This window comes from uncultured Aquimarina sp., assembly GCF_947492115.1.
GTDB lineage: Bacteria > Bacteroidota > Bacteroidia > Flavobacteriales > Flavobacteriaceae > Aquimarina.
On record NZ_CANLMM010000005.1, the window covers coordinates 342,650 to 368,924 of the forward strand.

21 protein-coding genes and 1 pseudogene are annotated in these 26,275 nt (G+C 33.4%); 15 read left to right on the forward strand and 7 right to left on the reverse strand.

Annotation, left to right across the window (positions count from 1 at the left end; genetic code table 11):
* The first annotated feature begins 13 nt into the window (after positions 1-13).
* The 7 genes from Q1A73_RS16960 (at position 14) to Q1A73_RS16990 (ending at position 6,795) form a co-directional block, all read left to right on the forward strand.
* Positions 14-1,195: a fibronectin type III domain-containing protein gene (locus Q1A73_RS16960; RefSeq protein WP_299607737.1), complete on the forward strand. Its 1,182-nt coding sequence runs from the start codon at positions 14-16 to the stop codon at positions 1,193-1,195.
* Positions 1,196-1,249: 54 nt separating this feature from the next.
* A complete protein-coding gene (locus Q1A73_RS16965; RefSeq protein WP_299607740.1) occupies positions 1,250-1,717 on the forward strand; it encodes a hypothetical protein in 468 nt (155 codons plus the stop codon).
* A gap of 112 nt (positions 1,718-1,829) precedes the next feature.
* Positions 1,830-2,300 carry a hypothetical protein gene (locus Q1A73_RS16970; protein WP_299607743.1) on the forward strand — a complete coding sequence of 157 codons (471 nt, stop codon included), beginning with the start codon at positions 1,830-1,832 and terminating at the stop codon, positions 2,298-2,300.
* Positions 2,301-2,329: 29 nt separating this feature from the next.
* Positions 2,330-3,271 carry a leucine-rich repeat domain-containing protein gene (locus Q1A73_RS16975; protein WP_299607746.1) on the forward strand — a complete coding sequence of 314 codons (942 nt, stop codon included), beginning with the start codon at positions 2,330-2,332 and terminating at the stop codon, positions 3,269-3,271.
* Between the two features lie 16 nt (positions 3,272-3,287).
* Positions 3,288-4,169 (forward strand): hypothetical protein, encoded by an 882-nt coding sequence (locus tag Q1A73_RS16980; RefSeq protein ID WP_299607748.1) that lies wholly within the window; start codon positions 3,288-3,290, stop codon positions 4,167-4,169.
* 53 nt (positions 4,170-4,222) lie between these two features.
* The gene (locus Q1A73_RS16985; protein ID WP_299607750.1) at positions 4,223-6,163 is read left to right on the forward strand and encodes a sensor histidine kinase; all 1,941 of its coding nucleotides are present in this window, start codon (positions 4,223-4,225) and stop codon (positions 6,161-6,163) included.
* On the forward strand, positions 6,160-6,795 hold the full coding sequence (locus Q1A73_RS16990) for a response regulator transcription factor (protein WP_299607752.1): 636 nt from the start codon (positions 6,160-6,162) through the stop codon (positions 6,793-6,795). Before Q1A73_RS16985 ends, Q1A73_RS16990 begins: the two co-directional genes overlap by 4 nt.
* A gap of 105 nt (positions 6,796-6,900) precedes the next feature.
* Here Q1A73_RS16990 and Q1A73_RS16995 read toward each other — a convergent pair whose 3' ends face one another.
* Positions 6,901-7,293 carry a hypothetical protein gene (locus tag Q1A73_RS16995; RefSeq protein ID WP_299607755.1) on the reverse strand — a complete coding sequence of 131 codons (393 nt, stop codon included), beginning with the start codon at positions 7,291-7,293 and terminating at the stop codon, positions 6,901-6,903.
* Between the two features lie 191 nt (positions 7,294-7,484).
* Positions 7,485-9,746, reverse strand: coding sequence for a fibronectin type III domain-containing protein (locus Q1A73_RS17000; RefSeq protein WP_299607758.1), 2,262 nt, complete (start codon positions 9,744-9,746; stop codon positions 7,485-7,487).
* A gap of 164 nt (positions 9,747-9,910) precedes the next feature.
* On the opposite strand from Q1A73_RS17000, the gene Q1A73_RS17005 reads away from it, so the two are divergent.
* Complete coding sequence (locus Q1A73_RS17005) at positions 9,911-10,786, forward strand: DoxX-like family protein (RefSeq protein ID WP_299607760.1); 876 nt, start codon at positions 9,911-9,913, stop codon at positions 10,784-10,786.
* 40 nt (positions 10,787-10,826) lie between these two features.
* Here the strand turns inward: Q1A73_RS17005 and Q1A73_RS17010 are convergent, their stop codons facing one another.
* Positions 10,827-14,048 (reverse strand): M36 family metallopeptidase, encoded by a 3,222-nt coding sequence (locus tag Q1A73_RS17010; protein WP_299607763.1) that lies wholly within the window; start codon positions 14,046-14,048, stop codon positions 10,827-10,829.
* Positions 14,049-14,526: 478 nt separating this feature from the next.
* Here Q1A73_RS17010 and Q1A73_RS17015 point away from each other — a divergent pair, with 478 nt between their 5' ends.
* The 6 genes from Q1A73_RS17015 to Q1A73_RS17040 all read left to right on the forward strand — a co-directional run bounded on the left by Q1A73_RS17015 (position 14,527) and on the right by Q1A73_RS17040 (position 18,535).
* Positions 14,527-15,009, forward strand: coding sequence for a YdeI/OmpD-associated family protein (locus tag Q1A73_RS17015; protein ID WP_299607765.1), 483 nt, complete (start codon positions 14,527-14,529; stop codon positions 15,007-15,009).
* Between the two features lie 124 nt (positions 15,010-15,133).
* A complete protein-coding gene (locus tag Q1A73_RS17020; protein ID WP_299607768.1) occupies positions 15,134-15,652 on the forward strand; it encodes a hypothetical protein in 519 nt (172 codons plus the stop codon).
* Between the two features lie 11 nt (positions 15,653-15,663).
* Positions 15,664-16,407, forward strand: a complete 744-nt coding sequence (locus tag Q1A73_RS17025) for a hypothetical protein (RefSeq protein WP_299607771.1) — start codon at positions 15,664-15,666, stop codon at positions 16,405-16,407.
* 86 nt (positions 16,408-16,493) lie between these two features.
* The gene (locus tag Q1A73_RS17030) at positions 16,494-17,096 is read left to right on the forward strand and encodes a superoxide dismutase family protein (RefSeq protein ID WP_299607774.1); all 603 of its coding nucleotides are present in this window, start codon (positions 16,494-16,496) and stop codon (positions 17,094-17,096) included.
* A 105-nt stretch (positions 17,097-17,201) separates the two neighbouring features.
* Entirely contained in the window at positions 17,202-17,732 is a 531-nt protein-coding gene (locus Q1A73_RS17035; RefSeq protein WP_299607777.1) for a sigma-70 family RNA polymerase sigma factor, read from the forward strand.
* 2 nt (positions 17,733-17,734) lie between these two features.
* Positions 17,735-18,535 (forward strand): anti-sigma factor, encoded by an 801-nt coding sequence (locus Q1A73_RS17040; protein ID WP_299607780.1) that lies wholly within the window; start codon positions 17,735-17,737, stop codon positions 18,533-18,535.
* A gap of 14 nt (positions 18,536-18,549) precedes the next feature.
* Here Q1A73_RS17040 and Q1A73_RS17045 read toward each other — a convergent pair whose 3' ends face one another.
* The 4 genes and pseudogenes from Q1A73_RS17045 to Q1A73_RS17060 all read right to left on the reverse strand — a co-directional run bounded on the left by Q1A73_RS17045 (position 18,550) and on the right by Q1A73_RS17060 (position 24,898).
* Positions 18,550-19,521, reverse strand: a complete 972-nt coding sequence (locus tag Q1A73_RS17045; protein ID WP_299607782.1) for a hypothetical protein — start codon at positions 19,519-19,521, stop codon at positions 18,550-18,552.
* 360 nt (positions 19,522-19,881) lie between these two features.
* Positions 19,882-22,113 (reverse strand): TonB-dependent receptor plug domain-containing protein, encoded by a 2,232-nt coding sequence (locus Q1A73_RS17050; RefSeq protein ID WP_299607784.1) that lies wholly within the window; start codon positions 22,111-22,113, stop codon positions 19,882-19,884.
* A gap of 27 nt (positions 22,114-22,140) precedes the next feature.
* Positions 22,141-23,433, reverse strand: a complete 1,293-nt coding sequence (locus Q1A73_RS17055) for a tetratricopeptide repeat protein (RefSeq protein WP_299607787.1) — start codon at positions 23,431-23,433, stop codon at positions 22,141-22,143.
* Between the two features lie 154 nt (positions 23,434-23,587).
* Positions 23,588-24,898: pseudogene (locus Q1A73_RS17060) on the reverse strand (DUF4331 family protein).
* A 175-nt stretch (positions 24,899-25,073) separates the two neighbouring features.
* On the opposite strand from Q1A73_RS17060, the gene Q1A73_RS17065 reads away from it, so the two are divergent.
* A complete protein-coding gene (locus tag Q1A73_RS17065; protein ID WP_299607790.1) occupies positions 25,074-26,255 on the forward strand; it encodes an LETM1-related biofilm-associated protein in 1,182 nt (393 codons plus the stop codon).
* Positions 26,256-26,275: the final 20 nt, after the last annotated feature.

A 26,275-nucleotide genomic window follows, 5' to 3' on the forward strand; every position in this document is an offset into this window, starting at 1 on the left:
AAACTATGTAACGATGAGGAATAGCATTAAAATTTCTAACTTATTTATTCTACTACTGTTAATATTAAGCTGCAGTAATGATGACTCGACCGAAGGATTATCAATAGAAAATCAATCACCAACGGAGTTTACAATCAATATAGCTATTGATAAAAACACAGCTCACTTAAGCTGGACAAATGCGGAGGATCCTGAAAATGATACTATAGAATATACTGTAATGCTGGAAAATACTCCAATCATTTCACAAAATACAACCAGTTTTATCATAGATGACCTTTTATATGATCGAGAGTATCAAGGTAGCATCATTGCCAATGATGGTAATGGAAATGAAATAGAAGTACCATTTACCTTCAAGACCGATTATATGAAACTATTATTTTTTGAATCTGATAATGGTTCGGATAATAATTTCCTATACGAATATGACAGTAATAATGTATTAGTACAGTCTATACAAAGCTTCCAAAGTGTTACTAATACTATGGCTTATGACGATAATGGTCGTTTATTATCCATAGGTAATACAACATATACTTATAATTTTAACGGACTACTCACAAAAGTTAGTGATGGTACTGGCAAAGGAGATTTAAAATTTCTTTATGATGATCAAGATCGTATACGCGAACTTAACATCCTCAGAACCGGAGATAATAATTATGTCGGTGTATCCAAAATGAAGTACACCTATGACACTTCAGGAAATCTTACCGTGCTACATTTTGAAAGGAGACATACCTCCGATAATACAGATGGAGTTCAATTGACTTTTTACAGATGGTTATTATCCTATGATAATGTTGGAAATTTAGTGGAGCGTACATTTCAAACTAGTGATGACGAAGGTATCACCTATGAAACATCACGTAGACAGGTTTATGCCTATGACAACAAAAAAAATCCCTGGACCCCCATCATCAAAGAGCAGTTTCAATTTAACATCCCAACCCTATTTTCTGTCCCGAGAGGGTATAGGTCTTTTCGAGTTGGTACTTTTAATATCGATGGATATGGAATTCAATTTGTGAGAGGAAATCATAATATAATCAATTTACAAGATTATAGAAATGGAGACCTAAATATCGAATTCAATATAGCGTACGAATACAACGAATCTGGTTATCCTATTTCTGCAAGATATTCGGTAAACGATATATCCCTTTTCCCTAAATGGGTTTACCAAGAATAAGCAATCAACTACCCACATCTTTACAAAACAATCAAATTTTATAATTAGAAAACAATGAAAACACTAACGAAAATTTTAAGCATCTATTTATTTGTATTGCTATGCAGCTGTAGCAGTGATGATGAAGAAGAAATTATTCCATTCTCACCAGAACAATTACAGGGCGTATGGCGTATCAGCTTATATCAAGATCAAGTTCGGAATATAAGCTATGACGGAATCAATATTTTATTAGAATTTGATGGAGAATCAGCAGCGCTACGAGCATTCAATGAGGAGGCTACTACACTTGGTAGCTACGAGGTAGATCCATTCGAAATAGATTCCGAGAGAGTTTGGCAACTACAGATTGGATTAGACATTACTGATGATGCTCATGAAGTTTTAGAAAACATACGTGGTAACTGGCCTGTAAAACAAGTGCTCTTAGATGCTTCAAAAATAGAATTTGAAAAAGCACTCAATCCACAATTTGATCTAGAAGTATTACATCTTGAAAGAGTTACCAATACCAATGAGTAATCCAAAAACAAACTTTATATCATGAAATGAACCATAATAATAAGGTGATACCCACCGAAGTGATTAATAGTGAATTCTATGTGACAATTACAAAAAAACAAAACACAAACACATGAAAAATATTTTTAAAAGAATCACGCCTTTATTAGTAATTATCTTGATTTTAAGTTGCAGTAATGATGACGACACTATAAGTGCTAATAATACTCCTCCAACACTAACCAAAGAACAACTTAGCGGAACCTGGGTAATAAGCTACTTTGAGAACCAAACAGATAGAACTTTGGATTATGAAGAATTCCGCTTTTTATTTAACGCGATTGATGATGTAGAAGCAGAAGTAGAAGATTTAAATATCGACGGAGAATACGACTTATTTAGTGACGAAATTAACGGTCTAACATATACTATAGTTGATATCTCTTTTAGAGAAGATAGTTCATCAACAATAGTACACAATCTACTTAGAGATCTGATAGAAGAATGGATCGTTACCGCTATTAACGATAATGGAACTACTATAGAATTTGAAGAACGTGTGAGTAATAACCCACCAGAAATTCTGCATCTAACCAAACTTTAAAAACAAAATCACGACAAATAATAATGATTATGAAAACATCCATATTTAGATTCGTTTTTCTAATGTCTTTAATATTCATTAGTTGTTCTGAACAAGAAGATTTACCATCCAACAGTGTGTACAATAATGATTTCAAATCAGATAATGATGATTATCTTAAAATTCAGCTTAAAGTATTATATACCATAGATAAACAAAATCCAACTAATTCTTTGGGTTGGGTATTTAACGAAACTGATTTTTACGCAACGGATATCCATAATTTTTCTGGAGTAATTACAAATCCAGCAGGTCAAATTATAATTCTAAATCTTCAAAACAAGAATTTATACATTTTACCTTCTCAAATACATTACTTAACGTCTTTAACCCAGTTATTTATTGGTTGTAACAATCTTGATACTTTGCCCAATGAAATAGGGAAACTTACCAATTTACAACACTTAGATGTTAGCTTTAATGAATTATCTACTTTACCATCGAACTTCAACAAATTGGAGCATCTAAGATGGTTATCACTTTCATTTAATGAATTTCAAAACATACCAGAAGTGGTATTAGAGATAGAAAATTTAGTAGGACTTAACTTTTTTTGGAATGAGATCTATACCATTCCTGATAACATTTACAAATTAGAAAAACTTGAAGAGTTAAATCTTGCTAGGAATCAAATCACAACTATTCCCGTAAACATTTCTGGTTTAAAGCAACTTAAAAAACTGTTTTTAGATAGAAACCGGATTATCAGCACAAGTTCTAATCAATATTTAGGAAAGCTAAAAACCTTAAAAGAACTAAGACTAAATAGTAACGATCTAACTTCAATTCCTTCGCAATGGAAATATTTACAACAACTTGAATCTCTGGACATCACCGATAATCAAATTACAATGATTCCTCAAAGTGTTTGCGATTTAGAAACACAAAATGGAACTGTTATCAACTTCGACTCCAATGTGGTCTGCCAATAACTAAAACTAACTACTAATGAAAACTAGATTCATAACTTCTTTATTTTTAATAATAATGATCAATATTTTAAACGCTCAGCAATTACAAACGGGAATTGTTCAATATCCAGAATATGGAGTACAGTTTACGATTCCTAATGGATGGTTTGGCAAAGAGATGAATGATGGATATGCCATGCAATCTCAAACCGAAACTGGACTCGTTATGCTTATTGTAAACGAGCTAAAAACAATTGGTGCTCTTAAAGAGGAATTTTCTAAAAACATTGTAGAAGAAGGAATTTCTCTTACCCCAGAAAATAATATCGAAGTAAAAACCAATTATGTAAAACGTTATTATACAGGAACTGCTGATGGACAAGCTGTAAAAGTATTGGCGTATGGTTGTCTTAATCCTAATGGTTATGGTGTAACAGCCATGATCATGGCAAGAACAAGTGATTTTTCGGATGCTCATAAAAGCATTCTTTTAAAAATAAAAAACAGTTTAAAACTTACCAGACCCAAAGTAAACGAAAGCTTCAATGCATCCATATGTAAACGTGAGTTAAGTGGAAAAAGACTGAAGCATGAAAAGAATACATTCTCACCTGGTGGTGTTGGTGGTGTGAGTGGCAGTTACAGCGTTACTAGAATTATAGACTTATGTGCATCTGGTACATTTATGTATTACGGAGGTTCTAATGTTTCTGTAGAAAGCGAAAATGCACATGGATATAGCGGAGGCACTCAAGATAATCAGGGCGAATGGGAATTTAAGGATGAAGCAGGAAAAGTATTTTTGTATTTGCATTACAATAATGGAGAGTCCAGATACTATCATGTTACTTATGGCAAAGATGGTGGTACTTATTTAGATAACACAAGATATTATCGATTAAATTTAAAATGTAATTAACTCATTTATAAATGATTTATAAATTATCTTTATTGAATTACATCTTATCATTTATGAAAGGTACACTACGAATACTATTATTCCTATTTCTTTCTTCTGGATTTTCTCAAAATAAAATCATAGACAGTATTCAGAATGAATTAAGGATGAATCCCACCACTACAGTTAAAATGAATTTATATAACCAATTATCACGCGCTCTGGTTAATATAGATATTGTGGCCTCTGAGAAGTATAATGATTCCTTATTCGATTTAAGTAATAAAGAAAATAATGAAGAAATGAAGATGAACGCCGTGTATAATAACGGAGTTCTAAATAGAATGAAAGGAGATTATAGCAAAGCTGAAAACTTTATTGAAAAATACTTGGCATACACCAATAAAACAAAGGACAGTATTGAATTTGTAAAATCTATTTATCAATTAGCAACGGTTCTGGTATACCAGGATAAAAAAGAGCAAGCATTATCTACATACCTCAAAGCTATATCGTATATAGAGAATATGAAAGACATGCAACTCCAAAAAGCAAAAATACTAAACGCTATTGGAGTTATTTATAAGAATACGAGTCAGTATAACAAAGCCAAAGAATATCATATAAGTGCTGCAAATATTGCGATAGCAGAAAAAGATTCTACCTTATTGTCTATTGTATACAACGGTTTGGGTTTGGTTTCTATGAAACAGGATAGTACTTCGAAAGCATTAGGCTATTTTAAAAAATCTTTGGGTATTGCAGAAAAAACAAATAACACCAGAGTAAAATCATACCAATATAGAAACATTGGCATGATTTATTCTAAAAATAAAGACTTCACAAAAGCAGAAGAATACCTGAAAAAAGCACTAGTTTTAAGAAGGAAAATGAATAATAAATCTGCTATTGGTGGTTCATTATCCGACTTAGGAAATGTTTATATAGAAACCAACAGATTAGATAAAGCAGAAAGACACATAAAGGAAGCTCTTGATATATTTAGAGAAAATAAAACAGTTTCTAACGAGAATTTAATGTATTTCTATCTAAGTACCATTGAAACTAAGCGTGGAAACCATCAAAAAGCAAATGAATTATTACATCAATATTATACCAGAAAAGATAGTTTAGAAAGTCTCGAGTTAAAAGAAAAACTCAATGACTTAGATGTTAAATATGAAACCGAAAAAAAAGACAAAGAAATCACAAAGCAACAATTAGAATTAAAATCCCAAGAAGCTAAGATTCAAAAACAACAATCTCAAAACGTAATAATGGCAGGATTAGCTATTTTTCTACTATTGACTTCAATTTTAATCTGGTTTGTATATCAACAACGCCAAAAACGTAAAGATCAAGAGATTTTAACCCTTAAAAGAGAACAACAGGTAAAAACTCTAGAATCATTGATAGAAGGTGAAGAAAAAGAACGCTTACGATTGGCAAAAGAATTACATGATGGAGTAAACGTAGATTTATCTGCTATAAAATATAAACTCACTTCATTACTGGAAAGAAATAACAAAGTCATTCATGAAGCTGTGGCCATGATAGATAAATCCTGTGAACAAGTAAGAGCCATTTCCCATAATTTAGTTCCTCCTGCTTTACAAAACTTTAGTTTGGTAGAAACCTTACAGGATTATTGCAGTACTACTAACAGCATTCAGGATGTAGAAGTTTCTTTTCAGACTGTAGGTTCTGCAATAGAGATTCCCAAGAAAGCTGAAGTTAATATCTTTAGGATTGTACAAGAATTAGTAAATAATAGCTTGAAACATTCTCAAGGATCAGAAATACACGTACAATTAAGTTATCAGGAAAATAACACTATACAACTTACGGTTGAAGATAATGGAATAGGATTTGACACTTCCGAAACCAATATAGAAGGAATAGGACTTCAAAACATAAACTCTAGAATAACCTATTTAAATGGAAAACTGGATGTCACTTCTGATGAACAAGGAACATCTTATGTAATTGATATTAATACCGAAAAATTAGCATGACCACCAAAATCGCCATAACAGATGATCATCAAATTGTATTACAGGGTATTCAAACCATGCTCGAAGGTGTAAACGAAGTTACTATCGTTGGACTATACAATAACGGAGCTCAGACCCTTGAATCTATTGGAATTGACCAACCAGACATCTTATTACTGGATATTAATTTACCTGACATTAATGGCATACAACTTTGCAAAAAATTAAAACAACTACATACCAAATTAAAGATCATTGCTATTTCTAATTACGATGAAGTTTCTTTTATAAAACGAATGCTCAGTAATGGCGCAGATGGGTATTTATTAAAAAACACAGATAAATTAGAGCTTTTATCTGCATTTAAAGTTGTCCTAGAAAACGGAAAATACATTCAAAGAGATATAGAGAAAAAATTACTCAATGAATCTTTGGGCATGCAGACAAACAAAGGCTTTTTAGTAAAACTGACCAGACGAGAAAAAGAAGTCTTGGAAGCGATTGCCGAAGAATTAACTACACAAGAGATTTCTGAAAAACTATTTGTAAGTGTAAAGACAATCGAAACCCATCGCATGAATATCATGAGCAAACTAGGAGCAAAAAACAGTGTTGGTATCATCAAAAAAGCTATTGAAAAAGGATTGTTATAGATTCCAGCACCTAATTTATCATAAACTTAAAAACAAAAAGGGAAGCTATACAGGACTCACGCTTCCCTTTTTCCATTATGAAAAGTATAAAAAATCTTTAGGTCTTTATTCTGACCAATATCGTAGTGTTACTTCGATCCAACCTTCTGGAGTTTCATTTTCTCCACTTACTTCTACAATCGCCGAAGACGCTCCATCAAAATACCCATCACGTGCATCGAATCGATAGGTTCCTACAGGAAGACTTTCGAACAATCCAATTTCGTATCTGGAATCAAAATAAATTGCTCCTGTTTCAAGATTGGTAGCACCATAACCAGGTAAGGTACTTGCTGGAATTTCTTGTCCAGACCATTCATCTACCAGTTTTATAATCACATCAAAACGAACATCACTTTTTTCTTCAATTGCTATGGTCTGATCTACTACCTGCTCAGTTTCACAGGATACAAAAAAGCAAACGATCAATATCAATGTAATGTACCTTAGTAGTTTCATGGTAGTTTTGGTTTAAGAGTTTCGTACAAAGTTCTTTATTAAAGCTTCAACATCGATTATCTAATGATTATCAAAATGTTATATAATATAATTTGTAACAATATGGCTAAGATTTCTCAACGGAAAAACAAAAAAACCACTAATCCATATAGGTTAGTGGTTTGTAAACATCTTCGATGTATTGATAAACACTACTTTTTTACCAATCGTTGTGTTCTTATGATTTTTCCATGATCATCACTTATGGATAGTATATAGATTCCAGATTGCTGTATGTTATTAATAATCATCGTATCTCCAGAATTACTATTTAATTCTTTATGATACATGACTTTCCCTCCCAAATCAAATACCTTAACTTGATATTTATGATCTATTTTTTTGGAGGTTGTAATATAAATCTCATCCTGGAAAGGATTAGGATGTATATGAAAAGCCATATCATCTTCTAACGGAGGAAATATAATTTTAGAAGTCTCAGCAGCACTTCTTGTCGTACCACATTCACCTAGGTTTGTCCAACCTGATGCAGTCCTTTCGTACAAATATCCTAGATAAGTCACTTTATCACCAACGGAATAGCTAATCCCACTTTGCCAAGGAGCGATTCCTAAACAAATATCTACAGGATCTGTACCTCCGTCTGTACTATATTCTACAACTAATCTTGCGGCTTTACTAGCTCCTCCTTCGTAAGAATCCGCAACTCTTTTTGCAGAAGTGTTGGTTAAACTAACTCCTATTCCTCTGATAATAAAAGTAGCATTGTTCCCGGAGGACCAATTGCTTTTATTAACTAATTGCTGCACCATATTTTTCAAGTTCGGAGTTCGCTGTCCAGAACCACTCTGGTTGCTAGACCAAGAACTTGGATTCCAAACTACTTTATTTGAAAATAAAGCTCTATTCGAAACATTATAGTCACTTGTACTAAATGCTGAAGAATTACTGCTATCATGTAAAGCAATTTCTAATTCTGCATTAGCACTATTACTCTCATCTGCTGTAAATTGCAAATAGGCGTTTGTGATGGTTACATCTTTTGGTAATGCCAAAGATCTAAATCTAAGACCAATTACCTGATTACCAGCATTACTATGACTATCGTATACCAGTTCTAAATCACTACTGTTGGTATACATATCTCCATTTTGTCGTTCTTCTACATCGTCATTTCCGCTACTTATCGCTACTTCTATACGACCTGTATCAGGATCTGTAGTAGTTCCTTTATTGATCGTAACTACACTACCATTAGAAGGGTTCCATATATCTAAATTTGAAGGAATTTGAAAAACATTACTGTTAGATACAGAACCAACCTGCGAAGCATTATCAACTCTTATCGTCCTCGTTTCGATTTTATTTTCATCAACAAAAATCCATTTAAATTGATTAAATCTGGCAGAATTTCTAGTCCAATTTTTATTATCATTATTAGATCTTAATGGAGCTCCCCAACATCCTTCTCCGGCATATACTGTTCCATTTTCATTATCTCTTATAAAACCTTCATCACTTCCTGATCCTGTAGAAGGTCTTACCGGCCATGTGGTTTTTACGGTATGTGCATCACATTCTACCACCAACCTTACTCCTTTATCATAAAATAATTGCGCCCAGTTATTATATTGGCTATATCCTTCCGATTTATAAGAAACATGAGGTCGCATAGGTTTGTGATATTGTGCGATTTTCCAAATAACGTTCGTACTTGCATTCAGATCATTTCGTAACCAAGTAGTCTGATTACCAGAAATAGAAATCTCCGTATTCAAGGTATATGTTCTTACGAGATTATCCCCAAAAGTTAGTGCATAATACACACTTGATGATGGAGTATCGAATAAATTATAAACACTATTATTGCTATCCTCATGATTTCCTCTGGTCGCTACAATAGGAAACATTCTGCCGTCAGAAGCAATTGTTAACTGCCAATCATTAAACCAATCTCTCCATTGACTATTCGTATCATCATCAGTCATATCTCCTCCAAATAATACTGCATGAGGTTTTAGTTTAGCCACCAATCTATTGGCATTTTGTCTTGGTGTTCTATTGTTTCTAGAATCACCTCCCGCAATAAATGACAATCTACTTTTATCAGCAGGCGCTGTTTTAAACCAGAAACGCTCACTCGTTCCCTGACTATCTCTTATCACAAAATAATATGCAGTATCAGGCTGTAAACCAGTCAGTCTGGCAAATGTATTATTCATTCCTTTGTAAGATACTGTTCTATCTGGTGTTTTAGTAAATGGATAACTATTATAATTAGTTCCGTAATCTGTAGTTCCGTAGTATACTCTTACATTATTGCCAGAATATTGATTCCATCCTATCACAATTGAGGTCGATGGATTTCCTCTTAGGGTTAAGCGATATTTATCATTTGAAGCATGGAGTTGCAGCCCACAAACCACTAAAAGTAGTGTAATAAGTTGTTTCATTTTGGTAATATGATTAAGTTAGTTACTCAAATTTAGTGTATCGATTTGTAAATAATTAATAATTCCTGATATTTAATTCATACTTAAATTTCACACCTTTAACCTAGAAAAAATATAACCATCATTTCACAGTCTATTAACATACTGCTATGTTACTTTGCAAAATGAAAAGTAATCAAACTCAACTACTCCTTAAAACATGCGTATTTCTCATTTTTATAGGTAGAGCCTATCAACATTTATTTTGGGATGCACCTTATCGCACTTTTTTTTGGGATGAATCTACCTTAAAACCAATCATCGAAGGGGTATTTAAAACTCCTTGGCAAGACTATGTAACAAGTGCTAAAACCGATAGTGTAATACAGACTATTATAAAACTCAACGGAGTACTGTATCTGATAGCTGCTATTTCCGTTATTCTGATAAAAAAAATCAATAGAAAATGGTTTCGAATTCCGATATTGATTGGAGGATTTAGTTTAATAGTACTTACAATATTAATGACTAAGGAAAAATTTTATCATACTGCACAGTTTTTTGAGCATAGTATTCAATTCGGATTACCTTTTGTTCTACTGTATAGTTTCTCAGAAAAATTTAATTTAGAAAAGTTCATCTTTGTACTTAAACTTCTTATCGCTTTTACTTTCTTCTGTCATGGATTATACGCTTTTGGTTTTTATCCAGTCCCAGGAAAATTTGTAGATATGGTTATTCAAATTCTTGGGTTTTCTGAAGAAAACGCGATTACATTTTTATACATAGCAGGTATTATCGATTTTATTCTTGCTATTCTTATTTTTATTCCGAAGCTTCAATTATACGCTTTATGGTATGCCGTTATTTGGGGATTACTAACTGCAATTGCCAGAATTGCGGCAAATTTCTATTTGGATTTTCCATTACAATCCATTCATCAAAATATACACGAAGTGGTATTCAGAATTCCTCATGGGTTAACGCCTTTATTAGTTATTCTATATGGTAAAACAATCTCTTACAGTACCTTGTTTAAAACGAAGAAGGCCGTTTTATAAATAAAACGACCTTCTAACTAACTTAAGATATTAATCTAATCTACTTGATTACGAATCTCTTTGTTTCGCCCTGCACTTTTAATAAATACATACCAGCATCAAGGTTTCCTACATTGATAGTTTGACTACCACTTACTTTTCCTTGTCCAACTACCTGACCAATCATATTCATGATAGAGTAAGTAGTATTTGTGCTCTTAGCATTATTCATAGAAAGTTGTAATACTCCACCTCTTTTTAATGGGTTCGGAGCAATAGTAAATATAGATACACTTTCTTCATCCTCATCTCCTAAAATTGGAGTTGTTGGTCCGAAGTCCGCTACTACTGCTGAACTACCACAAGATCCTTCATATATTTTCACATTCGAGAAAATTGAGTTGTTACCTGATCCTGCATCATTATCATTAATGAATACTAATCGATCCATACTTCCTGTGTAGAAATTACCTACAGGAATGGTGTACGTAGTTGTTCCACCAGAGTAATTATCAAAGTTCGTTACTCCGTAGTTCTGTGTACCATGTACTTTGAAATATCTAGTAGAAGTTAAAGAGTTATCATTTTCAAAACCAACCCCATGAATTTCTCCTTGCGAAGTACTGCTAAAGTCAAACTCTATTACTGTATTAGCAGTAACAGTATAGTTTAATGCGATATACTTCCAAGTGTTATTGCTTAATGATAAACCAGCTCCTCCACTTACTATAGAGAAATCTCCAGCTGCATCCTGATTAGAGAATGAAGTAATTGTGAAAGCGTTAAAGTCGATTGAATCACAAGTTGGATCTGGAGGAGTAGTTCCATCCGTAATGCTTAAATCATCAATCGTAACGTCACCTTGCCAGCTTGATCCGGTTACCGTATTTAAACGAAGTTGTACACTTGCTTCACCTGCATAAGCAGATAAATCTACATTTGCCGTATTCCAGTCAGTTCCCTGAGCTCCTGTTCTGCTGAATACGCTAGTCCATTCTCCTGTATTGTCAGTTCTAGCTTCAACAGCAAAAGTTCCGATTGCACTACCAACCATGTGGTACTGGAAGCTTAATGTTGGTGAAGTTAATCCACTGAAATTCAAACAAGGTGAATTTAGAATAGCTCTCTTATTAGGATATCCTGTTCCGTTACCTGAAGCTTCTACATAGATATAAGAATTTCCATCTGCAGCGCTACTAGGTCCAGTTCCATTAGAAGGAGTTCCATTAGAATCTACAGTCCAGTCTAAGTCATCTGTTGTTACTTGTGACCAATCTCCTATTGATCCTTCGAAACTTTCGCTATATGGGAACGAAGCGATATCTCCAGAACACTCGTCTCCACCAGGTCCAGGTCCACCACCATCACAAGGATTGTCGAAAGAAACTGTTTGATCCGTTTGACCATTGGTTCCTCCATTATTATTTTCATTAGCTCCTTGACCAACACCACGCTCTGCGAATGCTTTCCAAATTAAACACTCATACTGACCTCCGTATAAATCTTGATCAGCCTGAAGAATTCCATCTCTACCAGAAACGAAACCAGGGTTATTAGCCGTATTTTTTAATCCTTCTGTTACTAAAGCTAATGCTATATTATTTCCTCCAGTTCCATTATAGAAATCTGGATCAAATCCTTCAGCATCTATTAGTAACCATGTCATATCCCATAAAATCGTAGCAAATGCATATCCTACTCCATGAGGTCTTGCTAAACCACCTATATCAGCATAATCTGTGTTATTTATCGATCTATCAATAGAATATCTTGTTGGTCGAATTCCAGCTCCATCTGGTGCCTGTCCTAATACATAAGAACCTACACCTCTTCCATCGGTACCAACATCTCCAGCTTTCATGGTAAGCATTAATCCAAAGTAATCAGACCATCCTTCACCCATTTGCTCAGAACCTCCAAGTACATTAGAACTTGGTCCTCCTACTAACCTGATAGAAATTCCATGTCCATATTCGTGTACGATAATTACATTATCAAAATCTCCATCTCTTCCTGGATTCGTTTGATTCCATAAGAACATTTGCATACGTGGATTTCCTCCATCTCCAGGAGTAGAGAAATTCGCGTTGTTTGTTCCACTACCATCTTGAGCATCTGCATTTACAGAATCTCCTCCTGCTCCACCACGTCCGTAGTTATTCTCTTGGAAATTACCACTAGCTTCATCAAAACCATACTGATAGAAGATATCATGAATAACATTGTTCCAATAGAATAAATTAGTGATTGCAGCACTTCTATAAGAACTAGGTTGCTGTGTTAAATCTACTGGATAATCAAAATCTAAACTAGCTCCTGCATCTGGAGAGAAACCAGTTCCGTTATTACCATTACTATCATCTTGAGCCCATACATTATTACCTCGTGTAATCGTAAACTCTGCTCCCGCACTACCGTTTGTATCATGCCATCCAAAAGGAGAAGCCGTTGCATCTGCTGGATCAGTTATAATAGAACGACCTCCATGAATTGGAGACTCTACAGGAAGTGGATAAACATTATAGGAATCTGGTGCAAACGAAGCCATAGCTTTTGCTTCAGCTTCTGTAGGTGCAGTTGGAATATCAGCTCCAAAAAGTACAGACTTCCCATGATTATGACCGTCATGATCATGAGCCGCATGATTTGAATCACCAAAATTACAAGTGATTACCCAATCTTCGGTATGTAAAATCCTTCCAGTAGTAGCATCTACGTTAGCATTCCACCAATGCTGACCATCTTTTTGATACAAACTAACTTTCCAGGTAAGTATCAATTGATCATCTTGTTTAATGTAAACTTGTTTAGCTTTAATAGGTTCTAATGAAATTCCAGAATTTTCATATACCCAATCACCCTTAACTTTACTATTAGATTTGGTTAATCTAGGCGTACTTAGATTATGAGCTTTGGCCACATTCATAATTGCTGTCTCAGGAGATAAAGACGCTTTTGCAGAATTTACTTTGGACTTAACATCCTTTACAAATTGATCAATTTCCCAAGTTACCTCCTGCCCATTCTTTACAGTAAGTTTATACGTAGCATATTGAATAGGAATATCCAAATGATACTGCTGAACATAAACATGCTGAATCGCTGGGTTTAATGAAGGAACAACATCCGTTACTTTCCACTCAGAAACATCGTCCATTGTGAGTGCCGACTTTGCAGTCGTTCCGTTTAGATGGTTTTTAACAATACCATCCATAATGCTTTGTGCAAACATTGCCTGCCCTACTAATAATGTCAGTAAGACAAACGAGTACATTTTTCTCATATGTATAAATTTGAATTTGTGTTAAATAAAGTTAACAAAAACCCAAATGTTTCCTGCACATATATCAAAACTCTGAAAGAAGTTTAACAATTTTACATTTTCATTGATTTTTCTTCATTAAAAAAAAGAAGACTTTTTATCAAACTATCATTTGTTAGTTAACCTATATAAACACTAGAGTTTAGAAAATATTAACATTAGGTTAAATTAAAATTCCTAAGAATCAGAATAATAACTATCCCGTTCTCTAATTACGGTATACCTGTAGATTTTTTTTTCTCTTTTTGGGCAAAAAATCGTTTTTGCTGATCAATTTTTATCAATTTGACTAACAAAGTCAAAAAAACATTAAACAACTTATTCTGATACTAAATCTTTACACTCAAATATTTATATATTTTTGAATACTTTAACCATGGTTTTACCACCTTAAAAAGTAAAAAGACATCATAACTTATTAAACATCTAAATAGCATCAATGAAAAGTACCATTTTCGAAACTACCCTACTATCTACGCATACTGTATTGATCCCAAAAGATATTGTGACACCTTTCATTCTTCAAAATCATAAAAGAGTTATTGTAAAAATAAGTTTTGGGGAATTTTCCATTAAATTTCATGCAGCATTATTAAAACGAAAGGATCAGTATTATTTCATGTTTAGTAAAAAAAATCAAAAAGTAGTAAACGTCTTTCCAAATGATTATTTTGAAGTACAATTATTAGAAGACACTTCTAAATATGGTGTAGAAATGCCCGAAGAATTAGAAGCTGTATTGCAAAGTGACCCTGAAGCTTCTGAAGTTTTTGAATCTTTTACTGATGGAATGAAAAGAAGTCTTATTTACTATGTATTGCAATACAAAAACTCCCAAACCAGAATAGATAAATCACTTATTATCACTGAAAACATAAAACTCGGAATCCGAGATAAAAAACAAATAATCAAGAAATTATAATCTTATAAAAACACCTCAAAAAAGTAGAGATTCCAAAGGAATACCATTTGAAAATTCACCAAACTAGAAAACCTATACGCAACCTTTTTTAAATCATTTCATCTTTTAAGCAAACAATCAAAAGATGAAAAAAACGAAATTACTTCTATTAGGGACCTTCCTTATTTTACTGCAAAGCTGCTGTCCTTTTTTTACGGACTGCGAAGACAATGATGATGATTTTATCATAATGGGATCACAATATGAACCAATTTTAATAAATCGAAATGATTTTGAAAATTCGGTTTCATTAAAAGACCCAATCTCTATTACTACTTCTGGAAAAATCTATATAAAAGATGATCTACTTTTTATCAATGAAGTACATAAAGGTTTTCATGTGTATGATAATAGTGATCCATCTTCTCCAACTCCCATCAAATTTTTAGAAGCTCCAGGATCTACGGATTTGGCGATTAGGGATAACATGATTTATATCAATCAAGCTACTGACCTCATCGCAGTAGAATATGATACTGCAAATGGAATTACGCTCACAAAACGAGTAGTCAATGTATTTCCAGAATTACGCTCACCAGATGGATTTTTACCATTTGATATTCCCACGGATAACGTCGTTGTAGGTTGGACTCTAATCAATTAAAAGAAAACATTATGAAAAAATATATCTATATGATTCTCACTTCCTTTATAATATTTAGTTGCGATTCTGATTCTTCTGATACTTCAGCTCCTATTTCTTCCGACGGTCAGGGAGGATCATTAGCTACTTTTACGCTAGTAGGAGATTATCTATATACCGTGGATAACACCGACCTCACTGTATTTAATATTACCGATATAAAAGATCCTGTCCAGGTAAATACTATCCCTATTGGTTTTGATATCGAAACTCTTTTTAGTTACAAGAATTACTTGTACATAGGTTCTAGAAACGGAATGTTTATCTATAGATTGACTAATCCAGAATTTCCTCAAAAATTATCTGAAGTAGCACATTTTACAGCCTGTGATCCTGTTATTGCAAATGACACGCATGCCTACGTTACCTTACACTCAGACACCTTTTGTGGTAACAATATAAACCTTTTAGAAATATATGATATTACAACGGTAACAGAACCTATATTGGTAAGTTCCAGAAATTTGACTTTCCCAAGAGGGTTAGGATTATATCAGGATTTCTTAATAGTTTGTGATGACGAAATCAAAGTGTTCGACATCTCGAATCCTGCAGAATCTAATTTGGTTACTTCTGTAAATAAACAAGCTTTTGACGTGATTATTTCTGGAGATCTTTTAATTGCTATCGGAGAGACAGGTTTGTATCAATATAGACTCGCTGCGGACAATAATACAGGAATTAGCATCACACAATTAAGTACAATTTCTATATAACAAAACGTAAAAACCTCTTAAATCCTTTGCTATAAGCGAAAACAACCCTATCTTAGGTAGCACTTAACGAAAGAACCCCATGAAATATGAAAACGCTCAGTTTTGCGATAATTGCCTTTTTATCCATCATTCTTGTTAGTTGCAATGGTGAAAAGAAAGAAGGAAAAGCATATGACAAACAGGTAAATGAAGAAATTTCGAAGGAAACTAACGAGGAAAAAGAAGAAATTCAAAATGTAAAAACATTAGCGATTTCCTTATCTCCAAAGAGTGACAGTAAAGTATCTGGAAATATAACTTTTACCGAAGATAGTGGTGTAGTTACCATGGTAGCCTATTTAAATGGACTAGCAGAAGGAGAGCATGCTATCCATATCCATGAAAAAGCAGATTGTTCATCAGATGACGGAAAGTCTACGGGAGGGCACTGGAACCCTACCATGGAACCTCATGGAAAATGGGGAGCAATCGAAGGATATCACAAAGGAGATATTGGTAATTTCAATGCTACTGCTGATGGAAAAGGTGCAATTACATTTGCTACTAACGAATGGTGTATCGGTTGTGGAGATGATAAAAAAGATATTGTCGGAAAAGCAATTATTGTACATCAGGGTATTGATGATTTTAAATCGCAACCTTCTGGCGCTGCTGGAAGCAGAGTGAGTTGTGGAGGAATTATCAAATAAATTAACTACAAAATAATATATAAAAAGGGTCTAATAGTCTTCTCTACTAGACTCTTTTGTTTTTTATAGAAAAACAGTACATTCGTACTACACGATTTCATCTTTATGCAGCCTAACGAATTAATTTTGCAATTACAACAAAAGAACGAAAAGGCTTTTGAACGTATTTACGAAATGTATTCTGAAAATGTTTTTGGAATTATATATACCATTCTAAAAGATGAAACTCTTGCAGAAGAAGTATTACAGGATGTATTCATAAAAATATGGAATAATTCAAGTTCCTATTCAGAGAAGAAAGGTCGATTTTTTACTTGGATACTAAACATTGCAAGAAATGCTGCCATTGATAAAACAAGATCTACTGCTTTTAAAAACGCTAAGCAAAACCAAACCGCTGATAATTTCGTAGATATATTAGAACAAAAAAGTAATTTTTCTAATAAAATGGATGCAATTGGTATTAAAAAGTATATTGATATACTTGAACCAATTTGTAGAAAAGTCATTGACTTACTATTTTTTAAGGGATATACACAAAAGGAGGCTTCAGAGGAATTAGACATTCCAATTGGAACGATTAAAACTCGGAACAGAATTTGTATTAATAAATTAAGAGAAGTCTTAGCAGAATAAAAATGGATATTGAAAAATACATATCGTCTGGAATTTTAGAGCTTTACGTATATGGAGCACTTTCTGAAAAAGAAAACGCTGAAGTATATAAGGCTCTAAAGGAATATCCTGAAATCGAAGAAGAAGTAAGAGCAATTGAAAAATCGCTACTACAACTTTCTGCGACTACTGCTCCTTATAATCCGGAAACGGTTTTCAATTCGATTAAAAACAAATTAAGTTCTAGAGACACTGATGTAAAGACTATTCCTATACATGCTAAAAGAACCAAATGGACAGCATACCTAGGATGGGCAGCCTCTATTGCACTATTAGTTGGATTGTTTATTCAATTTGCGAAGAATAAAGAATTACGACAGCAAGTTGTACAATCCCAGATAGAACAAAACGTATTAGAAGGAAAACTGAATGTTATAGAAAGTGATTTATCCAATACAAAATCATTATTAAGTGTCCTTAGAAATAAAGATATATTACAGATTCCTTTAGAAGCTCAAAAAGTGGATCCTAATGCCTATGCTACAGTTTATTGGGACAAAGACAAACAAACTGCATATATCGATGTAGCTGGATTGCCTACACCTCCTCCAGGAAAGGTTTACCAAGTATGGTCTTTACAACTTAATCCTCTTACTCCAACAAGTTTAGGAATTTTAGATACGTTTACGGAAGATGAAAACAAAATATTCTCTCTAAAAAACGCCAATGAATCTGAAGCTTTTGGTATTACTTTAGAACCTGAAGGTGGAAGTGAATCTCCTACGCTAGAGCAATTATACACCTTGGGAACGGTAGCTTCTTAAATAAAAAAATCTACTTAATCATCGAAATCTCCTCCACCACCAGTTGGAAGATCCTCTAGAAAATCATCAAATTCTAAAACATTTGTAAAATCTCCTAAAGGCAAAGATATATCGATATCTAAAAGTTCTCTGGCAGAAAACTCAGAAACCTCGGTAGTTACGTGAATATTAAGATCCACTCCTTTTTTCAATATTTTAAGACCAAGATTCAACCATTTATTGCTAGCTAGTTTTTCTAAATCACTTTCTTTGTTAATAGTTGAGTCTTTTTTACGTAGTAATTTCCTGGCAAATTGATCTAAAGCTCTAGTTTGTTTCCCTTTGATTATGGAATCGTTACTGATCTCAGAAAATGTAAGCTTTGATTCTGATACCAGTGGAAAATTAATTTCTTTAGGAAGATTTATAAAAATCAGTTCTAAAAATTCCCTTTTCACTTTTATTTCTTTGGAATCAAAAATATCCTGTTTTAAAAAATCAGAATTATCATGATATCTGGAAAAATCTGAAGTAAAGCCATGGATTACCGTAGAATCTTTAACATGATGTATTAGTTTATACTCTGGTAGAAGCTCGAATGTATGGTCTACTGGAGATGGAATACCGTTAGGAATTGTTTTGGTTTCTAAATACGTTTTATACTTTTTAATACTAAGTGTATGCTTATTTTTCACCTTACTAAACTTATCCGCATAATACATCGTTACGCTATCCTTTTCCATATCGATAATAATACCCGCATAATTATCTAGAACACTATAGACTCCTCCCCATCTTTGTTCTCTCTTTATTCGATTTTCTGAAATATAGTAGGTGGTATTTACCTTGGTTAAAGCACCATACAATCCTCTGGCTTCGGATAATTTAATTTCCCCTTCAAAATATGGCCTTGTATCTTCTACTTTGGATGTTTTTGAAGAATTACAAGAAAAAGAAATGACACAAAAAAAGATAAAACCGAATAAAAAGCACTTTGAATTAATCATTGATTAGCGTATTACATATGGTAACCAAAGATATACAACAGAAATTATTTTAGAATACCCGTTTTCGGTGAAATATTATTTCTGTATATATTGAAGTGGTTTAAACTTTTTCAATTTGCTAAAAAAATGCTTTTTTGCACCCATATTCCGCAATTTTTGAATTCCGTAGTGCTGCTATGCAACTAAAAAATTACTTCATCTGATCACAAAACTGCTATTTTTCACTTAAATCAAAAAAGTTTAAAACACTTCATTAATAAAAAGCCTGTTTGTACCTCAACAAACAAGCTTCTTCTAACAACATCAAAAAACAAAACCAATTAACTTACTTATTCCTGTTTTTCTAATTACTATTAATTTCTAAAATCTGTAGGTTATACCTGCTTTTGCAAAAAAAGGAGTTCCTGGTGTGAAATGAATTTCTTCTACGGCTTCACTTTCGTTTGCAAGTCTAGATTCGGTAGCAAATTGCGTTTCATTCCACTCTGTATCCAATAAGTTTTCGAGACTAACGGAGAAGTCAAACTGTTTCCATCGATAATTTAAAGACATATCGATAACTGTATATCCCTCTGCAACAATACTATTCGTTTCGGTGGCAGGACGATCTCCTAAATAACGGTATCGTAGACTTCCGGAGAAATTATTAAAATTTTCTATACTAATTCCTCCTGCCGCTGTAACCTTTGGTGCTAACGGAATATAATCCTCTCCATCGGACGCATCTACACTTCTGGCATGAGTATAAGTAAGATCTGTATCTAAAAACAACCAATCATTAACCTGATATCGTCCACTGAAATCTATCCCAAACCTTCTCGTTTCCCCACTTGGTTCTACAATACCTTCATCACCTACATAGACAAACTCTTGTTCTAAACCTAAATACCAAAATGTCGTATTTAAAAATACTTTTGAAAACGGTTTCCAATTAATCCCTGCATCGATTCCATAAGATTTTGGTAAAATATCTTCTCCCTTTTGAGTGACTACTACTCTGGTATCATTACCATGAAATCCAATTCCAGACTTGGCAAACAGTTGTAAGTTATCAATTGGATCATATTCAATCCGTAATTTGGGAGCAATGATAGCTTTGGATTCTGATTGTATTCGAAAAGGAGTTAATAAAGCATCTTCGTACGTATATTTAAAATAGTCCAGACGAACTGCTGGTGTTATTTTTAATTTCCCAAAGTCTATGGTTGCATCTACAAAGGCATAGGCATTGGTTTCATTTACCGTTCCTAAACTTACGTTTTCTAAAGTTTCATTTCTATTTACAGTTCTGGATAATTCGTTCCCTTTAACAGAGTCATTTCTAAGTCCTATTCCACTATTAAAAACTGCTTCTACTTGATCCCAATATTTTTTAGTATTAAAAACACTATTAAAACCGAATAAATTTCTTTGCTCCTTTTGTCTAATCTGATCTCCGTTTAAAGGATCATTTAAAAAGAATGTAAAATTAGAATATAGCTCAAAATCATAAAGTGAATAAAACACATTCGTTCTAAAAGAACTATAATCTCCAATATACTTGTTATAGGTAAAATTGAAATTAGTTCTGGATGTATTACCTCCTTCGGTATCATCTATTGCACCAAATCGTGAGATTAATCCCTGAACTACAGCTCTATTGGGTATTTGACCAGAAGCATCCCATCTACTGGTAAAATGTGAGGCTGATAAAGTAATCTTTTGCGTATCCTGTAATTGGGTTGTATACTTTCCAACAAAATTAATCCTATTAAAATTTTGAGGAGAATCAAATGGACCGTCACTTTCTAAATATTCTAGTGCTACTGTTCCTCTTCCTTGATTAGAAGCTCCTAAAAAATTGAATAAACCTACGGTTCTTAATGTATTAAATTGACCTGCTTCTACTTTAATTTGATTATTCTCAAAACTGTCTCTTGTATTAAAAGCGACATATCCTGCGGTATTAAAATTTCCTTGATCTGCTGTATACGAGCCTTTTCCAAAACGTATGTTTTCTATTGTTTCGGGAATGATAAAATGTAAATCTGCATACCCTTGTCCATGTGCATGAGATACCATATTCACAGGTATTCCATCTACCGAAATTGAAATATCAGTTCCATGATCTACATCAAAACCTCTTAGAAAAATCTGCTCTGCTTTTCCTCCTCCAGCATGCTGACCGATAAACAAACCTGGTACCTTTTGCAATAGTTCCTGTGACGAGTTTACAGGATTAACTTTCATATCTAACTTATTAATCAATTGTAAAGGATTAATTTCTTGTTTTAGAATCAACTCATCTAACTGGAAGATTTTATTTTCTAATACAAGTGTAATTCCGTTTTCAATGTCCATTTTTTTCAGAACGATGTTTTTCGTTTCAAAACCTAGCAATCGCGCGGTTAATGTATCTCCTACCTTAATATCTCCTAGGATAAAAGTTCCGTTTTCTAATGTATGTGTATGGTTTTTAGTTTCATTACTGTAGATATATACTTCACCAAGTGGAACATCAAACGTATCAACAACTTTTCCTTTTACGGTTTGGTTTTGGGCGTAGCCGTACACACCGAATATCAGTGAAAGTATTACTAGAATATTTTGCATGGTATTTTATTTAGACCTTTTAAATAATTATAGGTTAGTTATTACACTGGACATGACCGGACCTAATTCATAAGAGCTTTCACTTAAATCCTCAAAAATTGGATCTGCTTTTCCTAATAGATTATTTGCCTTATAGATTTGGGCAATATGAAGATTAGTGACAGGTTCAAAAGTCTTATTGACAACAAATTCTTCAGCTATTTTTAGTGCTTTTTTATGCTCTCCTTTTAGATGTAATATATATGCTTTTAGATCATATGATTGTGGAGTTGGCCGATTCTCTATTTCCAAATCGGCTATTTCCAGTGCTTTATCAAATATTTCATACTCCTCGGCTAGTAATAATGCTGTATGTACATTATACATATCGCCATATGATTTATCTTTTATAGCGTTGCTGTACTTGATTAAGTTTATCTTTTTGGCTATTTCATTAGTAAGGTATTCTTCTATTTCTGCTTTTAATAGAAAATAATCTGGACTTTGATGGGTATCCGTTATTGCGTCTAATATTTTCAAAGCTTCTTCTGGTCTATCTTCATAAGAATATGTGATCCAGGCGATTCCTTTTTTTGCATAAGCATTTGCCGGATCTATTTCTAAGGCTTTTATATAGTAGTTGTATGATTCCTTAATTCTTCCAGCATGACCATAATAATCAGCTAAGTTGGTATATGACCAAAGTAATAAATCATCATTTTTACTACTTAGCGCTATTTTCAATGCTTTCTCCATATTTCGTATAGTAGCATCTAGATTTCCTTTGTAATCATTCCATTTTGCCAGGCGAATTAAAAAGTTATAATCATTTTGATTTGCAAATTTTTCTAAATATTTGTGCGCATTATCATACTCCCCTAATTCCATAGACACATCAAAAAGTACCATTTCCGTGGCTTTAGTATTCGTACCTAATAAGTATGCTCCCATTGCTGCGTCCTTAGCTTCGATAAAGCGATGCTGAGAGATATAGTTATGAGCAAGTGCTAAAAGATGATCTGATTTTCCGATCGTAGCTATTGCCGAGGATTTGGTTAATGCTTTTTCCGCTAATTTTAGGTATTTAATCTCTCCAGTAGATTCAAAAAGTTGAGTATAGGCAGAAGCCACTGGCCCTAGAGCCGTAAGTTGTAAACTATCCTTTTTTATTCGTTTATTCCAAAACTCTAGTTGTAATTTTGCTTCACTAAATTTTTGGTTTTCTGTTACGCTGAGATATTGAGCGTACTCTTCTGAATTAGTAATTAGTTGTTCTTTATTCCCACAGGATAGTACTAATACACTAATAAGAAAGACCATTATATTTATTAGAATTCTCATATGTATTGTTTTTTGATTTTGTTAATTAAAGATTACTGCCCATACTGAGTCTACTTTCCCCTTCATTATAGGGTATACAAAGTCATTTGAGGGCTGACTTTTTTATGCTAAAAGGCAGACTCAGTTTGACAGTAAATTATGTTGTTTAGAATACTTAAGAACCGTGTGGTGCTTCTAAATACGGGAAAGTATTGGAGGGAGTTTCTCCGGAATTACTAACACCATCTGTTACCAAGATTGGTAAGTCTGGAGTTCCATCTCCATTAGTATCTTGTCCGTTAAAACGATCTCCATTTTGACCTCCGAAAAGTAATATTAAAGAAACGTCAATCACATCATCCGTTAAGGTTCTACCAGTTAACACATTAGTTCCATCAAAATATGTTGTCGGAGCATCTGGAGCAACTTGTAATACATCAGAAGCAAGAACTGTTGTTAGGGTTGTAATGTCTAATCCTAAAATATTGTTTTCATAAGTAGCACCAAATGCTCCATGAAGATTGGCCAATTGCGTTTCGAATAAGGATTGAAAAGCTGCTCCCTGTTGAGAAGGAATAGTAACATTAAAATCGTTTTCTATATCTGGTGTTGCGCTAAAAACTGTATTGATTCCTGGTCTTCCCATCTGATCTTCCTGAGAAAATGTTCCAGAAAAATCTACCGCTACTGGTGGATCAATTACTATAACGTCATCGTCGCTGCTGCAACTAACAAATCCTAGAGTTAATATGAATATTGCTGATATATTTTTAAAATTATTAAGTTTCATAATTATGTATTATTAAATTTTTGATTATTGTTTTCTTTTAGCTTCTGCCCAAGTATTAAATACTTCAACACCTGTTCCTGCCGGATGGCTGAAGGTGCCTCCTAATAGTGAATTAGGAACTTCTACTACGATAGATAATACATTGGTACCATCAAAATCATCATTCCCTGGATTATTAAATCCTCCTGGTGCCATTCCACCAATAATTGCATTAAACTGATTGGAGTCAAAAAAGAAAGGGTCTTCTCTTAAACCAGCGAAATAGGATATACCATTTGCTTCAGAAGTTGTAGCATTGGCACCTGTACTAATGGCTACTTGTCCTAAATACTGAGTATCTTCATTGATTGTGCTATTCAGGCCTGTTTGAGTAGGCTGATAAGGTCCAAAAAAGTACATAATACCATCTCTGGGTATTGCTTGTATGACCAAATCCTCTATAAGATCCCCATCATTATCGATATTGATCTCTACTAAGACATTTTCGTCAAAACTTGCCGAGCTTCCAGGAGCTAGTAATCCTTGAACATTTGCTACGAATACCGTATTATCTGGGTCGCCCCCTTCAAATGCATAAAGATCCGTAATGTCTGCTGTGCTTCCTACAACAGCCGGCGCATCAATGTGGTCTGCCGCCATTAAAACAATCCCTAAACTTAAAAGCCCTCCAAGGATGTATAAATTTGTTTTTCTAATCTTGTTCATTTTTATTTAATTTTAAATGTTTACGCTTTTACTTACGAGCTTATGAAGAAGACGGTTTTCCTAAAAGTGTTAAAAAATAGTTAAGTATTAAATTTGCATATACTAATCCTTTGAGTTTGTCTTTAGAAGAAAAATAAATTTAACTTTGCCATAAACCAATAGACTCATGAACCCATCAACTTCTGGTTGGATAGATAAGTTTTTAAGAGAATTTGACTTAGACGCTCTCCCAGTATCATCTCTAGATGAATTGTATCCAAAACTGAGAGAAGCTGGTTTTATTTATGGCACTTCCATTTCATTAGCGATATCGTTAGACTCCGAAATAACCTACTCGGAAGAAGAGAAAACAAAAATTAATCTTTTCTCTGCATTGGTAGTGACCTATTATGAAACTATCGACAATGGAAGTTCTAAAGATTGTATCAATGCATTAGTTGAGTTTTATGAATATTTAGATACGAAAAAGTCTTTCTTTTCTTTTATCAATTCATTGACTTCTAACAAGAGTGAAAAACTTGAAAAGATTATAAACACTCGTATCCAAACGAATGAATCTATTTTTAAAAAGAACTTTAGTCATTTGCTTACAAATGCATTACTCTTTATTGATGTACTTGCTTTTGAACATTTTCTAATTCATGATATCAACCCAATAGAATATGCAGCGTCGCTGGAAGAAACCTTAACAAATATTGTATTTCTGGCATTAAATTCTAAAATAGAGAAAGATGATTATTATGAATTGTTAGTAAAACTTTTCGCTTCTTCGGTACGATATACCACGATTAGTACGGAGGAGGATGCAAGTTTTGACCAAGTCGATCTAGATACTTATACCGATGACTTAGAGAAACGTTATATTCTTGATCTTACAAGTTTAGCCGTTTGGAATGATAAAGAAATTGATCTTGGAGAACAGGATTTTATGCGTGCTTTGGGAGCAGAGTTAGCATTATCAAACAGATGGGTTCAGGAATCATTGGATTCTGTTCTTAGGTTTGTAAATGATCATAAAGATGAGATTTCTTTTTTCAATTATTCGAATCCAGCGCTTCATTTTTACAAACAGACTTCAAGAACTGTAAGTATTCTTATCCTAAGAAATAAGAAACGACTTATAAAAGAAATCTCTGAGAGTAAGGATTTAATGATATTATTAGGACAATCTGCAGTAAGAGACCTTTCTAAGGAAGAAAAACAACAAATGAAACAGCAGCTATTAGACGTTTGTAAAACCATTCCGTCATTAGCTATTTTTATATTGCCTGGAGGAAGTCTCCTTTTACCGTTATTGGTAAAATTTATACCTCAGCTTTTACCTTCGGCATTTAATGAAAATAAATAAAAAAATCCCTGAAGTGAACA